Source organism: Mycobacterium sp. NGS54 (assembly GCF_059812465.1).
The window spans coordinates 221,877-234,194 of record NZ_JCALCS010000006.1; the positions used below are offsets into that span (position 1 = coordinate 221,877).

Below are 12,318 nucleotides of genomic sequence, written 5' to 3' on the forward strand. Positions count from 1 at the left end.
CGACCGTCACGTCGATGCGTTACTCTGGCTGGGCCCGCTGGCGCATCATCTTGTTTTGCGCCCCCGTAGCTCAGGGGATAGAGCGTCTGCCTCCGGAGCAGAAGGCCGCAGGTTCGAATCCTGCCGGGGGCACCATCTCCCCCGCAGCTCAGAGCGGCACGAGCACCTGCACGAACGGGTAACCCTTAAGGCGCGTATTCGGGGCAGTATGACGTGGCCGAAGTTCGCACCAAAAACCTCACGTCGTCGTCCGTCATACCGTTGCGCTCGTGCGACTGAAACATGCCCAGGATCGAATCCATGTTGCGGCCCTGCGCCAACAGGGCACAGATCTTGTGGCCCATGTTGATCAGGCCCTGATCGCCTTTGGCGCTCGAGATGCCCTGATTGTGGAGCGCGTTCAGGAACGCGGTGTCGTTGTCGTCCGCATGAGCGGACGGGATAACCATCAGGAAAAGGGCCGCTGCCAGCAGCGCGGCAGTGCGCGTCATGAGGTTGCATGGTAGCCCGGCCCAGTCATCGCGCATCGGGCTGGCCCGCGCGGGTCGGTGCCCGAAAACCACGTACTCGAGCAACGGGGCAATGATCGACCAGGGCGCGGCCGTTGTGGCCGATCGTCTCGGCGGAGCTTCCGGCGGGCCAGCCGGTGCGGGTCCCGCCGCGCCGACCACCGTCGTTGGGTCTCCGTCTTCGAGCGGAGGCTTTGAGAGTTAGCAGCCGATACAAGTCTCCCGTTTGCCTCAACGGGCGAACACGACACGGCTACGCTGTGTGCCTGGCGGCCGGGCGGCTCGGATGAGGAGGCTAGGTTGGTGCGACGCGAAGGTCAGGTGCCGACCTGATGTTGTCGCTGTTCATCGCTTTGGTCGGGCTCGTCTTCCTCGCCCTCGCGCCGACCCGCTACACCGGCATGATCTTCGTGCTCACCCTGCTCGCGACCTTCGGGATCACCGCGTTCGACATGAGCACCCATCAACCCACCAGCACCGACGTCACCGGCTTCGCGCTCGCGCTCATGCTTGGCGGCCCCGCCCTGCTCGTCCGAAGCGAGCGGGGAATGAAGGGCTGACTCGGCTATCCAGTCAGGAAAACCAGCCGGAACTTACCGATCTGAACTTCGTCGTTGTTGGCCAGCACTGTTGAGTCCACCGCCTGCCGGTTGACGTAGGTGCCGTTGAGGCTACCGACGTCGGCGACGGCCCAGTTGCCGTCCTCGTCGAGCCGAAACTCCGCGTGACGGCGGCTCACGGTGACGTCGTCGAGAAGAATGTCGCTGTCGGGATGGCGCCCCGCCGAGGTAACGGGTCGATCGAGCAAGAAACGGGAACCGGCGTTCGGGCCACGCTTGACGATCAGCAGCGCGGATCCGCTCGGCAGCCGTTCGGCGGTTTCCGCCTCGGTGGCGGTCGAACCGTCATCCGGTTCGTCGAGGAACTGTGTGCCGTAATCCGCGGTCGTCTCCCCCACCGCTTCGGTGAGGTATTGGTCGTCGTCGCCGCGGTTCATGTGTTGCTCCCGCCGCCGGCCGCGCTGGCCCGCTTCGCCAGTTGCCGGCCCTTCTTACCTGGACCGCGAGCACGGTCAGATGCCCGTTAGCCCAAGAGAAGTACCCACCTTCCGGCGGTCTTATGCCCTCACGTCCGGCTGAGAACGAACGCCTCGATGCGGCGGTCGCCGGCGCGCACTTCGTACTTGCGCCAGCCGGGGTACATCTTGAGCCCTTTCGCCCAGATCTCGTCGCGCTCGGCCGGCGTGGCCAACCGGGCGGTGGCAGGCCAAGTGTCGCGGCCGATCGACACCGTGGCTTTCGGGTTGGCCTTGAGGTTGTAGTACCAGGCCGGGTGCTTTTCGCCGCCCCAGTTGGACGCGATGAGGCCGACGCCATCGGGGTGCGGGATTCCGTACAACGCGACGGTGCGGGGTTGACCCGACTTGGCGCCGGTGGTGGTGAGAATGACCGCGGGAACCCCGGTCACGATCCCAGCGAAGCTGCTTCGGCCGCCGGTGACCTTGGTGACGAGTCGGTCCAGATGGTGCGCCGCCGGGCGCATGAACGCCGCCCCCACCTTCGTGGCGGCGAAGGTGCGCATCATTCGATGAAACGGGTTGGTGGCGTCGAAGGACCGGTCGGACATGGTGTCATTCTTGCCGCAATTGCATCGCCGGCTCAAGTGGGTGCCAATGAGTGACACCCTTGCCGCGGGCGGCCCGTCGTTGGATGATCGCGAGATCGCCCTTCTCTGAGGAGGTCTGGATGAACATGGCGCTGTGGATCGTCGCGATCGTTCTGGCGGTCGCATTCGTCGGGAGCGGGCTGTTGAAACTCGTTCGCACCAAGGACCAACTGGTGGGCTCGGGCTTCGGTTGGGCGGAGGACTACAGCCCGACGACGATCCGGCTCATCGGGGTCGCCGAGATCCTCGGCGCGATCGGGCTGATCGTGCCGGCCCTGACGCACATCGCGCCGATCCTGGTGCCGCTGGCCGCGATTGGGCTCGCGGCGGTGATGGTCGGCGCTTCTGTGGTGCACGCCCGGCGCAAGGAGACTCCGTTCGTCGCGATGAACGCGGTGCTGCTGGTGCTCGCCGTCTTCGTCGCGTGGGGCCGCTTCGGGCCCTACCCGCTTACCTAAGTCATTCCGGCTTGGTGGCGTCGACCTGATCCTGGGTGTATTCGATGGCGGGCGGCGAGTCGCCGTAGACGTCGAGGGTGTGGATGAAGCGGTGCACGCCCATCACCCCGGCGCAGGTGAAGCCCAGCTCGATGATCTGCGCGGCGGTGAAGTGCTCCCCCAGCCGCTTGTAGAACTCGTCGTCCATTGCGTGATGGTCGGCCGACAGCAAATCGAGGAACTCGACGGCCATCTGTTCCTGCGGGGTGAGGTCGCCGTGGCCCGGGGCGAGCAGGCAGGCGACGTCCTCGTCGGTGATCGAGTCGTGCTTGCGCGACTGGCGACACGGCTCGCACTCGCCGAGTTGGGCGCTGCGGATGCGCAGCAACTCGAGGATCCGGCCGCCGAGTAGGGTGCCGGCACCGAGCTGGTGTCTGGCCATGTCGACCTGTTCGAGTTGTGCGCTGCGATACGCGAATATCTGCAGCGGCACCGGGGTTGCGTAGAGCCCGGCGGCGACGCCGGCCTCCACGATCTCGCGGGAGCGCGAGCTGAGCTGTTCCATTGGGATTGGCGCAATACGCGGCATAAATCAGGCTAACTTTCTTGTGCGTGGCCGAAAAGCCCCGATGAGTGGGAGAACTCGATGTCCAGACTTGCCGAAAAGGTCGCGATAGTCACCGGGGGTGCGGGCGGAATCGGTGCGGCGACGGCGCGCGAATTGGCCCGCGAGGGCGCCGCCGTCGCCGTCGTCGACGTCGACGAGGCGAAGGCCGCCGGGGTCGCCGACGAGATCCGGCGCACCGGGGCCCGGGCGATCGCGCTCGGCGGCGATCTCGCGCGGGAGGCGACCGCGCGAGACGTGGTGGAATCGACGGTCGCGGAATTCGGGCGCCTCGACGTCCTGCACAACAACGCGGCCCTGACCGCCAGCGACTTCCTGTCGCGGGACACCACGGTCACCGAGATGTCGCAGGACGTGTGGCAGCGATCCCTGCAGGTGAATCTCGGCAGCCAGCTGCTGATGTGCAAGTACGCCGTCACCGAAATGCGAAGGGGCGGAGGGGGTTCCATCGTCAATATGTCGTCGGGGGCCGCACTCAAAGGCGACCGCACCCGCTTGGCCTACGGCGTCTCGAAGGCCGGGGTGCACGCCCTGACGATGTACGTCGCGACCAGCGAGGGCAAGGCGGGCGTGCGGGCGAACACGATCGTGCCCGGCTTGATCCTCACCGACGCCGTGCGCGCGCACCTCTCCGAGGAGATCATCGGCCGCCTCGGCCGGGCCACGTTGACGCCGTACCTCGGGGAGCCGCGAGACGTCGCCGGTCTCGTCGTCTTCCTGGCCTCGGACGCGTCGCGCTACATCACCGGGCAGATGATCGCGATCGACGGCGGGATGTCCGCTCATGTCGGCCTCGACACCGGCGACTAACCGCTCGTCGGCCCGAGCGCGTACGCACCGGTCTCGGGATGGTGATACCAGCCGCTGGCGGCATGCGTGCCGCCGTCGACGTGGATCGTCTGACCTGTGATGTAGCTGGACATCTCGGACGCGAGAAAGACTGCCGCGCCCGCCATTTCGTCGACGTGACCGGCCCGGCCCATCGGGACGGTGAGGCCGAATCGCTGCTCGGAGCCGGGCGGCGCGATCGCCCTGATGCCTTCGGTCAGGGTGATGTCGGGCGCCAGCGCGTTGACCCGGATGCCGTGCGGCGCGAGCTCGAGCGCGGCGGTCTTGGTGTAGTTGATGACGCCGGCCTTGGCCGCCGCGTAGGTCGCGTACCCGGGTGCGGCGCGCACGCCCTCGATCGAAGTGACGCTGATGATGCTGCCGGGCAGCTTCTGCTCGACGAGGGCGCGCGCCACCCGCTGCGTGCACAGGTAGACGTGGCGCAGGTTCGACTTGTACAGCGCGTCCCAACCGTTCTCGCTGGTGTCGAGAATGCCCGACCAGAAAACCCCGCCGGCGTTGTTGACCAGGATCGACACCGTCCCCAGCTCGGCGGAGGTCTGCGCCAGCGCGGCGTCCACCGCGGCGCTGTCCCGCACGTCGACGGTGAGACCCAGCGCGCCGATCTCTTCGGCGGCCGAGGCGCACGAGTCGGGGTGGCGTTCCCAGATCGCGACGCGCGCACCGAAGGCCTTGAGCCCCGCCGCGATGCCGCGGCCGATGCCCGCGCCGCCGCCGGTGACGACCGCGACGCGGTCGGTCAGAAGAACGCTGGAGGGATCGAGTGCCATGACGATGACTATAGAATATCCGCACGTCAAGGTTTACGGTCTGAACTGAATATGTTCGATGTGTAATGCACGGGAGGGTCGCCATGGCCAGCACGATCTTCGTCACCGGCGCGACCGGGCAGACCGGCGGCAACGTCGCCCAGCAGCTGATCGAGCGCGGTGACCACGTCCGCGCGCTGGTGCGCGAACCCGACGACGCCGCCGCGCTGGCCGCGATCGGCGTCGAGCTGGTCAAGGGCGACATCACCGACGCCGACGACGTGCTGGCCGCGGCGAAGGGCGCCGAGGCGGCCATCCACTGCGCCGCACTGCTGGGCGGCGCGAGCCAGGACCTCGAGGACTTCAGGGCCGTCAACACGGTCGGCACCATCAATGTGCTGGACGCCGCCAAGGCCCACGGCATGCGCCGGGTCGTCGCCCTGAGCACCGCCACCTTCCTCGACCTGAGCACCGGCGTCGATTTCGAAGAGGCGCCCGTGCTGCGCAACCCGCCGGGCGACCCCTACACCGTCACCAAGCTCGCCGCCTTTCTCGAAGCGCACCGGCGCGCGGCCGCGGGCGAAGACGTGCTGACATGCCACCCGGGGGCGATCTTCGGTCCCGGCCTGGTCGTCGCGCGCGCCCTGCACCGCACCAGCTTCAACCGGGTGCTGCTGGCCGGCATGCGCGGAAAGATCAAGCGCTATCTGGCTTTTCCCGTGACCTGGGTGGCGGGGGCGGACGTCGCGAAGGGCTCGATCGCCGCGCTGGACAAGGGCGTGGCCGGGGAACGCTACCTGTTGGTCGGCCGCCCCGAGGACACCTTCAGCACCGCCGGCGGCATCAACCGCGCCTGCGAGATCGCCGGAATCGACCACCGCGTCGAGGATCTCGACTACCGCAGCGACCCCGAGGCGCTGACCGCCGAGTTCGGACCCACCCTGATGGCGATCGCGAAGGCCGCGGCCAAGAGCGAGCGCAAGCCCCGGGCGACCGACAACCTGACCACCCGGCGGCTCGGTTATGCGCCCATGTCCTTCGATGACGGCTTAAGGCTGCTGATCTCATGGCTGCGCGAGCTCGGCAAGCTGTAGGGGCCGCCGCGGTGGATCTGTCCGATCGGATCCTCGACGCGGCCCAGCGCCTGGTGTTCCGGACGGGCGCCCGGAAGCTATCGCTCTCGGATGTGGCGACGCTCGCCGGGGTTTCGCGACCCACCATCTATCGCTATTTCGCGTCCAAGGAAGAACTCATCGACGCGCTGGGCAAGCGGGAGCGCCACCGCTTCGCCGCCGCGATGGACGACGCGACGTCCGGGGTCGTCGGCGTCGCCCGCCTCGAGGCGGCGATCGACGTCGTCGCGACCTTCGTCGAGGCGCAACCGCCCGGGCGGCTGCTCGACCTGGAGCCGACATTCGCCCACGACCAGATGGCCGAGGCGCTGCCCATGCTCGCCGAGGGGCTGGTGACGGTTTTACGGCGCTGCGCCCGCGAGGGCGCGTTCGCCACGGCGGTGGACCCGCGCGCACTCGCCGGCGCGATCGCGCGGACGGCGTTGAGCCACTACATATTTCCCGACGGCGACCGTGCGGCGGCGCGCCGGGAGATCCGGGCTGCCGCCGGTCTTGCTGGTGCGGGTGGCCGTTAGGAGGGCGACCCGGCATACCGACGCTTACGCCGCGATGCCCACCTCACCGGCGGGGGGTAGCCAGCGCAGATATTCGCGCGGACCGAGCAGTTCCAGGCGTCGCCACAACGCGCTGGTTGGCAGGGCCTGGCTGCGGTGCTGGCGTACCGCCCGAAACTGCCGGGTTCGGTCGACTGGCACGACTATGTCGATGTCGTCCGGCCGGTGTCCGATGAAGCCCGCCCCGTACTCGTCATTCAAGGCCTGAGCGACATCATCGGGCAAGGTCCATCCCAGCACCGGGAGCATCGCCCGGCCCGCGGCGGCCCGTGCCGCGGCGGTAGCGTGCCGATGGTCCGGGTGTCCCGTTACGCCGGTCGGGTCGAACACCAGCAGACCCTCAGCGCCGAATGACTCCGCCAGATCGGCGACCTCGATCGCCAGCTCATCGATGGATCGATCGGCCAACTGCCCGTCCGGATAACGTAAGAGGCGCACCGTCGAAACGCCGAGTTGCTCGGCGGCGGCGGCGAACTCGTGCGCTCGGATTCGGCCCAGCTCGCCGGGGACGCCGTGCAGCGTCGACGCCTCACCTTGCGTGAGGCACAGCACCGCCAGGTCTGATCCGCGGTCAGCGAATGCAGAGAGGACGGCACCCAAACCGAATGATTCGTCGTCGGGATGGGCGACCACAGCCAGTACGGAGCGCCACGCGGGGAGCTTGCGCGTTGTCATCACGACCCCGAGTCGCCGGCAGCCCGAATCGCGGATTCGACTTCGTCGGCGCTGAGCTCCTTGGTGCAAAAGAACCAATCCTCGCAATGAGTCTTGTCATCGCGCCCGCGCATGCGTTCGTCGGCGGTGCCCGCGGAGCCGGGAGCCGACAGGATTACCGGTTCGCCGGGGCGCCAATCGGCCGGGGTTGCGACGCCGAAATGGTCCGCGGTCTGCAGCGCCTTGACCACGCGCAGCAGTTCGTCGAAGTTACGTCCGAGACTGAGCGGATAGTAGATGATCGCGCGGATCGTGCCTTGCGGATCTATGACGAAAACTGCTCGTACCGCCTTGGTCGAGTCTTCGCCGGGCATGATCATCCCGTATTTCTTGGCGACCTCCATCGAGACGTCTTCGATTACGGGATAAGCGATTTCGACGTCTTTGAGGCCGCGGAAGGCGATCTTGTCTTTGATCGTCCGCAGCCAGGCGATATGGCTGTACAGGCCGTCGACGGAAAGTCCCACCAGTTCCGTGTTGTAGATCGCAAACTGCTGCTGCATCGAGGCAAAGGTCATGAGCTCGGTGGTGCAGACGGGGGTGAAGTCAGCCGGGTGCGAGAAGAGGATCACCCATTTTCCTTGGTAGTCAGCGGGAAAGTCGATTTCACCCTGGGTAGTCGGGGCAGTGAATGCGGGGGTTGGGTCACCGATACGTGGCATCTGTGCTGTCGCGACGGCTCCATCCGAATCGACGCTCATGGCGATCCGTCCTTCCTGAAACGATTCTCAACTCGCTTATCTGGTGCCTCTTGTAGCGTGCACTGATCCGCCTTCGGCGCGTAGGGCCGATGGTCACGTGGCAGCAGTGCGCAGGTGCTCCTGTGCATCACCGAACAATGTCGCGCGAGCACCGGTGAGTGCGGCGACACGCTCCTCGAGCTTGGCGTTGGCGGCCGCGAGGCGCTCGTTGTGTTCGCGGGCTTGGTGCAGACGTGCCACCAACTCCATCTGCTTGCGATACATCGCCGCGTGGATGTAGTTGGTGTAGTGGGTGTTCTCGGCGATCAGCCACCGGGCTACGTTCATCAGCTCGTCAGTGCTGTAGCCATACGGTTTCTCGCTCGGCATATCGGTCCTCCCGATGTCGTGGTGGTGCTATTCGACGTGTCACCTGGCGGCGTCGTGGCGGCAGGTGCACCGCTGGCCGGGGTGCACCGATTGCATGACGCGGTCGGCATGCCGGCCGCAGCCCGACCAGGTGGTCTTGCCGCAGCGAGGGCAGCGCACGGGGTAGCACACGCCGCTACACCTGCGCGGTTGCTTTGCGTTCGGCGATCGCAGCACGGACGCGCTCCATGTCCAGGGCCTCGATCTTGCCGATCAGATCCTCGAGCGCCGATGGCGGCATCGCTCCGGGTTGGCTGTACACGAGAATCCCGTCACGGAACGCCATGATGGTGGGAACGGACCGGATGCCTACCGTCGCGGCCAGGTCACGCTCCGTGTCGGTGTCAACCTTGGCGAAAACGACGTCAGGGTGGCCCTGGGCGGACCGTTCGAAGACCGGCCCAAAGGCCCGGCAAGGCCCGCACCACGGTGCCCAGAAATCAACGAGCACGATCGGGCTTTCCAAAATCGTCGTCTCGAAATCGGTCGCGGTAAGCGCTTTTACAGGCATCGCTCGCATCCTTTCGATCGCACCGGCGTCTCCTGATGACCACTATAGCGCAGATACCCCCATGGGTATTCCACCGGTTCACGGAATTGCGCGTCAGCCGAGGCACTTCCTTCCGTTCGGCCCACACGCGCGGGACCTTCGGCCCTTAATCATCGGATGTCATCGGCCCCATAGTGATGACTTGGGAGCTTCATTCGCATATACCCCACCCCGTATGTAATGTGTTAACTGAAACCCATCGGCCCGCGTCTCACTGAGGAGCAGCAATGGCACGAGTCGTCATTCTCGGCGCTGGGATCGCCGGACACACCGCCGCGCTGCACCTGCGCCGCTGGCTACCGCGAGCTCATGAGGTCGTCGTGGTTTCACCAAATCCGGACTGGAACTGGATTCCATCCAACATCTGGGTCGGCGTCGGGAGGATGGAGGCAACCAAGGTCCTCATCCCGCTCAAGCCGATCTACCGGCGCAACGGCATCGTCTTCCACCAGGGGTTCGCCACCGCGATCCGCCCCGAGGGCACGGCCGAGCAGGCGGCGCCCTCGGTGGACTTCACTTACACCGACGACGAGCGCCGCGGCCAGACCGCCTCCATCACCTACGACTACCTCATCAATGCGACCGGCCCGCAGCTCAACTTTGCGGCCACACCCGGCCTGGGCCCAGACGGCCACTCCCATTCCGTGTGCACCGCCGCCCACGCCGTGGAGGCGGCGAGGGCTCTCGATCAGGTCATCGCCAAGCTCAAGTCCGGCGAAAAGCAGCGCCTAGTCATCGGCGTCGGGCACGGCACTTGCACCTGCGAGGGTGCGGCGTTCGAATACACCTTCAATGTCGAGCACGTGTTGCGAGCCGCCGGCGTGCGCGACCTTGCCGAGATCGTCTACCTCACCAACGAATACGAGTTGGGCGACTTCGGCGTAGACGGAATGAGCTTCGTCGACAAGGGCTTCGTCCAGTCCAGCCGGCTGTGGACGGAGTCGCTTTTCCGCGAGCGCGGCGTCAAGGCGATCACCCAGGCGGCCGTGCACGAGGTGATGGAAGGCAAACTGCGCTACGAGCAGCTCGACGGCAAGGAGCACGACCTGGACTTTGACTTCGCGATGCTGCTGCCGCCGTTCAAGGGCGTCGCGCTCGCCGCCTACGACAAAGACGGCAACGACATCACTTCCGTCCTGTTCGCGCCGTCGGGCTTCCTCAAGGTCGACGCCGACTACTCGGGCAAGCCATACGACGAATGGTCCGCGGAGGATTGGCCGCACACCTATGAGTCGCCGGCATACCCGAACATCTTCGCGCCGGGCATCGCGTTTGCGCCGCCGCACCCGATCTCCCGGCCGCGCAAGAGCCGCAGCGGAACCGTCATCACGCCCAGCCCGCCGCGCACCGGCATGCCGTCGGGCATCATGGCCAAAACAGTCGCCGAAACCATCCGAGACCGCATCAAAAACCCCGGAGCCGCGGCGCACCGCGCGTCGATGGCGACTATGGGCGCCGCGTGCGTCGCCTCCGCCGGTACCGGCTTGCGCAAGGGCTCGGCGGCGGCGATGACCATGTTCCCGGTCGTCCCCAATCCGGTGAAGTACCCGCAGACCGGCCGTGACGTGGCCGGCACCTCCGGCGAGCTGGGCCTGGCCGGGCACTGGATCAAAGTGATGCTGCACTACCTGTTCATCTACAAAGCCAAGGCCAGACCGTTCTGGTGGCTGATCCCGGAATGAAAGGCGATCCCATGGGCGACGGCAACATCTATTCCGAGGTGGACGCGCGCACCGCCGAACGCATCGCTGACGCTCCCTTGCCCACCCGCGCCACGCTGCGGATGCGGCAGAACCTGTTCGTCCAGTTTTGGCGCTTTGTTCGGCTCAACCTCAAGATGATGCGGATCGTTAACAGCGGACACGGCTGAGTCGCGCATAGTGAACTAGCTCAGTCGAGCTGAAACTTGGTGGCGCCGAAGGGCTCCGACGTGCCGAGGGCGAAGACCGTCGACGCTTCGACGCGGTAGACGTGCCACGGCGGTGGACCGGCCGACGGGGCGCTGAACTCGGCCGTGACCGCGTCGCCCGCCACCTGACAGGGCCAGCCGTCGTGGACGAAAGTGGCTGCGACGGAAGCTAATTCGTCCTCGTCGGTGACGCGCTCGGCGGCGCCCTCGACGACGAGGTCGAACGGCTCGGTGGCGACGCTGACGACGCATCTGGGATCGCGCGCCAAGTTCCGGGACTTGCGCGTCGAAGGCCCGGAGGTGAAATACCAGCTGTCGCCGCACCGAACGACCCCGACCGGCATCACGTGCGGGCTGCCGTCGGGATTGATCGTGCTCAGCCACACGGTGTGGCGTTGCGGGCCGCCGGTGCCCGGCGCCTGCGGCAGCTCACCGTCCAGCGCCGCCTGGACGCGGTCCCATTCAATTGGCGGTGCGCCGTACCCGTCGAGGTTGCGCTCTGTGATCGTCATACCGGTATTGACCGACGCCGCATGCAGAAGTCATCGCTCGCGCAGCAGGAACAGGCCGTACGCGGCGATCGACTGCGCGTCGACGATCACCCCGGTGCGCATCATCTCCTCGACGTCCGCGCGCGAGAACCATTCGCTGTGCATGTCCTGTTCCTCGTGCTCGCGGTCCGCTTCACCCTCGACGATGCCGGTGGCCAGGAACACCCACCCGCGCTGACTCGTCATGCCGGCGGCGACGTCCAGCAGGCCCAGCGCCTCGATCGACGTCGCCTGCAGCCCGGTCTCCTCGCGCAGCTCGCGCTCGGCCAGCTCGTGCGGGTCGACCTCCGCGTGATCGGGGGCGCTGCCCTGCGGGAACTCCCAGCGCCGCGCGCCGAGGGGATAGCGGTACTGCTCGACCAGCCGGAAACGGTGCCCGTCGTAGGGCATCACCAGCGCGTAGGTCGGCTTGTCGATCACGGAGTAGATGCCGGCGCTGCCGTCGGGGCGGCGAATCTGGTCCTCACGCACCGCCAGCCATCGGTTCCGATAGATCTCGCGGGACGCGACGCATTCGATGAAGGGCACGTCGCCCAGTATCGCCGGTGCGGTAGCGTCCGGAGCCATGCCATCCCCCGAAGCCATCACCGAGACCGTAAAGAGCTACCTCGCGCTCGTCGCCGACGGCAAGACCGACGACATCGTGGCGCTCTACGCCGCCGACGCGATCCTCGAGGACCCGATCGGCGCGGACCTCCGCCGTGGCCACGACGCGATCCGCGAGTTCTATGCGGGCTTTCAAGACGCCAAGAAGGAGACCGAACTCCTCGAGATCCGGGTCGGTGGCAGCGAAGCCGCGTTCTTGTGGAACCTCACGCTCGACGGCGGCGACAGCCGCAGCCGGCTCTCCCCCATCTCGACGATGTCGTTCGACGAGGACGCGAAGATCACGTCGATGCGGGCGTTCTGGTCACCCTCGGACTTCAAAGTCCTGTAGCGCGATAATGCATCGATGACCCCTGCA

Annotated in this window: 20 protein-coding genes and 1 tRNA gene; 9 read left to right on the top strand and 12 right to left on the bottom strand. The window is 66.7% G+C overall.

Annotated elements, in window-relative coordinates; genetic code table 11:
• The first annotated feature begins 59 nt into the window (after positions 1 to 59).
• Positions 60 to 135: transfer RNA gene (locus AC5Y5E_RS20230), tRNA-Arg, on the top strand.
• 50 nt (positions 136 to 185) lie between these two features.
• Here the strand turns inward: AC5Y5E_RS20230 and AC5Y5E_RS20235 are convergent.
• On the bottom strand, positions 186 to 491 hold the full coding sequence (locus tag AC5Y5E_RS20235) for a DUF732 domain-containing protein (RefSeq protein ID WP_499904485.1): 306 nt from the start codon (positions 489 to 491) through the stop codon (positions 186 to 188).
• A gap of 350 nt (positions 492 to 841) precedes the next feature.
• Between AC5Y5E_RS20235 and AC5Y5E_RS20240 the strand changes: the two genes are divergently transcribed.
• Positions 842 to 1,069: a hypothetical protein gene (locus AC5Y5E_RS20240; protein WP_499904487.1), complete on the top strand. Its 228-nt coding sequence runs from the start codon at positions 842 to 844 to the stop codon at positions 1,067 to 1,069.
• Between the two features lie 5 nt (positions 1,070 to 1,074).
• Here AC5Y5E_RS20240 and odhI read toward each other — a convergent pair whose 3' ends face one another.
• Positions 1,075 to 1,506, bottom strand: a complete 432-nt coding sequence (gene odhI, locus AC5Y5E_RS20245; protein ID WP_499904489.1) for an oxoglutarate dehydrogenase inhibitor Odhl — start codon at positions 1,504 to 1,506, stop codon at positions 1,075 to 1,077.
• Between the two features lie 128 nt (positions 1,507 to 1,634).
• The gene (locus AC5Y5E_RS20250) at positions 1,635 to 2,135 is read right to left on the bottom strand and encodes a nitroreductase family deazaflavin-dependent oxidoreductase (protein ID WP_499904491.1); all 501 of its coding nucleotides are present in this window, start codon (positions 2,133 to 2,135) and stop codon (positions 1,635 to 1,637) included.
• Between the two features lie 119 nt (positions 2,136 to 2,254).
• Here AC5Y5E_RS20250 and AC5Y5E_RS20255 point away from each other — a divergent pair, with 119 nt between their 5' ends.
• The gene (locus AC5Y5E_RS20255) at positions 2,255 to 2,632 is read left to right on the top strand and encodes a DoxX family protein (protein ID WP_499904492.1); all 378 of its coding nucleotides are present in this window, start codon (positions 2,255 to 2,257) and stop codon (positions 2,630 to 2,632) included.
• Position 2,633: 1 nt separating this feature from the next.
• Here the strand turns inward: AC5Y5E_RS20255 and AC5Y5E_RS20260 are convergent, their stop codons facing one another.
• Positions 2,634 to 3,176: a carboxymuconolactone decarboxylase family protein gene (locus tag AC5Y5E_RS20260; RefSeq protein ID WP_499904494.1), complete on the bottom strand. Its 543-nt coding sequence runs from the start codon at positions 3,174 to 3,176 to the stop codon at positions 2,634 to 2,636.
• An 81-nt stretch (positions 3,177 to 3,257) separates the two neighbouring features.
• On the opposite strand from AC5Y5E_RS20260, the gene AC5Y5E_RS20265 reads away from it, so the two are divergent.
• Positions 3,258 to 4,046, top strand: coding sequence for an SDR family NAD(P)-dependent oxidoreductase (locus AC5Y5E_RS20265; RefSeq protein WP_499904496.1), 789 nt, complete (start codon positions 3,258 to 3,260; stop codon positions 4,044 to 4,046).
• Here AC5Y5E_RS20265 and AC5Y5E_RS20270 read toward each other — a convergent pair.
• Positions 4,043 to 4,855, bottom strand: a complete 813-nt coding sequence (locus AC5Y5E_RS20270) for an SDR family NAD(P)-dependent oxidoreductase (protein WP_499904498.1) — start codon at positions 4,853 to 4,855, stop codon at positions 4,043 to 4,045. The two genes, AC5Y5E_RS20265 and AC5Y5E_RS20270, sit on opposite strands and share 4 nt — an antisense overlap.
• Positions 4,856 to 4,938: 83 nt before the next feature.
• Here AC5Y5E_RS20270 and AC5Y5E_RS20275 point away from each other — a divergent pair, with 83 nt between their 5' ends.
• Positions 4,939 to 5,928: an NAD-dependent epimerase/dehydratase family protein gene (locus tag AC5Y5E_RS20275; protein WP_499904500.1), complete on the top strand. Its 990-nt coding sequence runs from the start codon at positions 4,939 to 4,941 to the stop codon at positions 5,926 to 5,928.
• An 11-nt stretch (positions 5,929 to 5,939) separates the two neighbouring features.
• Positions 5,940 to 6,482: a TetR/AcrR family transcriptional regulator gene (locus AC5Y5E_RS20280; RefSeq protein WP_499904502.1), complete on the top strand. Its 543-nt coding sequence runs from the start codon at positions 5,940 to 5,942 to the stop codon at positions 6,480 to 6,482.
• Between the two features lie 24 nt (positions 6,483 to 6,506).
• Here AC5Y5E_RS20280 and AC5Y5E_RS20285 read toward each other — a convergent pair whose 3' ends face one another.
• The 5 genes from AC5Y5E_RS20285 to trxA all read right to left on the bottom strand — a co-directional run bounded on the left by AC5Y5E_RS20285 (position 6,507) and on the right by trxA (position 8,855).
• Positions 6,507 to 7,199 (bottom strand): PIG-L deacetylase family protein, encoded by a 693-nt coding sequence (locus tag AC5Y5E_RS20285; RefSeq protein ID WP_499904505.1) that lies wholly within the window; start codon positions 7,197 to 7,199, stop codon positions 6,507 to 6,509.
• Positions 7,196 to 7,897, bottom strand: coding sequence for a peroxiredoxin (locus AC5Y5E_RS20290; protein ID WP_499905014.1), 702 nt, complete (start codon positions 7,895 to 7,897; stop codon positions 7,196 to 7,198). The genes AC5Y5E_RS20285 and AC5Y5E_RS20290 overlap by 4 nt, the downstream gene beginning before the upstream one ends.
• Positions 7,898 to 8,029: 132 nt before the next feature.
• Positions 8,030 to 8,305, bottom strand: a complete 276-nt coding sequence (locus AC5Y5E_RS20295) for a hypothetical protein (RefSeq protein WP_499904507.1) — start codon at positions 8,303 to 8,305, stop codon at positions 8,030 to 8,032.
• Between the two features lie 39 nt (positions 8,306 to 8,344).
• Positions 8,345 to 8,521, bottom strand: coding sequence for a DUF8730 family Cys-rich protein (locus AC5Y5E_RS20300; protein WP_499904509.1), 177 nt, complete (start codon positions 8,519 to 8,521; stop codon positions 8,345 to 8,347).
• A complete protein-coding gene (gene trxA, locus AC5Y5E_RS20305; protein WP_499905015.1) occupies positions 8,481 to 8,855 on the bottom strand; it encodes a thioredoxin in 375 nt (124 codons plus the stop codon). The genes AC5Y5E_RS20300 and trxA overlap by 41 nt, the downstream gene beginning before the upstream one ends.
• Before the next feature lie 266 nt (positions 8,856 to 9,121).
• Between trxA and AC5Y5E_RS20310 the strand changes: the two genes are divergently transcribed.
• The gene (locus AC5Y5E_RS20310) at positions 9,122 to 10,576 is read left to right on the top strand and encodes an NAD(P)/FAD-dependent oxidoreductase (protein ID WP_499904511.1); all 1,455 of its coding nucleotides are present in this window, start codon (positions 9,122 to 9,124) and stop codon (positions 10,574 to 10,576) included.
• 11 nt (positions 10,577 to 10,587) lie between these two features.
• Entirely contained in the window at positions 10,588 to 10,764 is a 177-nt protein-coding gene (locus AC5Y5E_RS20315) for a hypothetical protein (RefSeq protein WP_499904513.1), read from the top strand.
• Positions 10,765 to 10,784: 20 nt separating this feature from the next.
• On the opposite strand, the gene AC5Y5E_RS20320 is transcribed toward AC5Y5E_RS20315, so the two are convergent.
• Together AC5Y5E_RS20320 and AC5Y5E_RS20325 are read right to left on the bottom strand one after the other, a co-directional pair.
• Positions 10,785 to 11,315 (bottom strand): pyridoxamine 5'-phosphate oxidase family protein, encoded by a 531-nt coding sequence (locus AC5Y5E_RS20320; protein WP_499904515.1) that lies wholly within the window; start codon positions 11,313 to 11,315, stop codon positions 10,785 to 10,787.
• 30 nt (positions 11,316 to 11,345) lie between these two features.
• The gene (locus AC5Y5E_RS20325) at positions 11,346 to 11,939 is read right to left on the bottom strand and encodes an NUDIX domain-containing protein (RefSeq protein WP_499904517.1); all 594 of its coding nucleotides are present in this window, start codon (positions 11,937 to 11,939) and stop codon (positions 11,346 to 11,348) included.
• Here AC5Y5E_RS20325 and AC5Y5E_RS20330 point away from each other — a divergent pair.
• A complete protein-coding gene (locus AC5Y5E_RS20330) occupies positions 11,920 to 12,291 on the top strand; it encodes a nuclear transport factor 2 family protein (protein ID WP_499904519.1) in 372 nt (123 codons plus the stop codon). The two genes, AC5Y5E_RS20325 and AC5Y5E_RS20330, sit on opposite strands and share 20 nt — an antisense overlap.
• Positions 12,292 to 12,318: the final 27 nt, after the last annotated feature.

Coding starts and splice junctions, on each gene's coding strand:
- AC5Y5E_RS20250 (WP_499904491.1), bottom strand. CDS start 2,135: ATGTCCGACCGGTCCTTCGACGCCACCAACCCGTTTCATCGAATGATG.
- AC5Y5E_RS20275 (WP_499904500.1), top strand. CDS start 4,939: ATGGCCAGCACGATCTTCGTCACCGGCGCGACCGGGCAGACCGGCGGC.
- AC5Y5E_RS20260 (WP_499904494.1), bottom strand. CDS start 3,176: ATGGAACAGCTCAGCTCGCGCTCCCGCGAGATCGTGGAGGCCGGCGTC.
- AC5Y5E_RS20315 (WP_499904513.1), top strand. CDS start 10,588: ATGGGCGACGGCAACATCTATTCCGAGGTGGACGCGCGCACCGCCGAA.
- AC5Y5E_RS20255 (WP_499904492.1), top strand. CDS start 2,255: ATGAACATGGCGCTGTGGATCGTCGCGATCGTTCTGGCGGTCGCATTC.
- AC5Y5E_RS20240 (WP_499904487.1), top strand. CDS start 842: ATGTTGTCGCTGTTCATCGCTTTGGTCGGGCTCGTCTTCCTCGCCCTC.
- AC5Y5E_RS20290 (WP_499905014.1), bottom strand. CDS start 7,897: ATGCCACGTATCGGTGACCCAACCCCCGCATTCACTGCCCCGACTACC.
- AC5Y5E_RS20325 (WP_499904517.1), bottom strand. CDS start 11,939: ATGGCTTCGGGGGATGGCATGGCTCCGGACGCTACCGCACCGGCGATA.
- AC5Y5E_RS20310 (WP_499904511.1), top strand. CDS start 9,122: ATGGCACGAGTCGTCATTCTCGGCGCTGGGATCGCCGGACACACCGCC.
- AC5Y5E_RS20295 (WP_499904507.1), bottom strand. CDS start 8,305: ATGCCGAGCGAGAAACCGTATGGCTACAGCACTGACGAGCTGATGAAC.
- AC5Y5E_RS20235 (WP_499904485.1), bottom strand. CDS start 491: ATGACGCGCACTGCCGCGCTGCTGGCAGCGGCCCTTTTCCTGATGGTT.
- AC5Y5E_RS20270 (WP_499904498.1), bottom strand. CDS start 4,855: ATGGCACTCGATCCCTCCAGCGTTCTTCTGACCGACCGCGTCGCGGTC.
- AC5Y5E_RS20330 (WP_499904519.1), top strand. CDS start 11,920: ATGCCATCCCCCGAAGCCATCACCGAGACCGTAAAGAGCTACCTCGCG.
- AC5Y5E_RS20265 (WP_499904496.1), top strand. CDS start 3,258: ATGTCCAGACTTGCCGAAAAGGTCGCGATAGTCACCGGGGGTGCGGGC.
- trxA (WP_499905015.1), bottom strand. CDS start 8,855: ATGCCTGTAAAAGCGCTTACCGCGACCGATTTCGAGACGACGATTTTG.
- AC5Y5E_RS20320 (WP_499904515.1), bottom strand. CDS start 11,315: ATGACGATCACAGAGCGCAACCTCGACGGGTACGGCGCACCGCCAATT.
- odhI (WP_499904489.1), bottom strand. CDS start 1,506: ATGAACCGCGGCGACGACGACCAATACCTCACCGAAGCGGTGGGGGAG.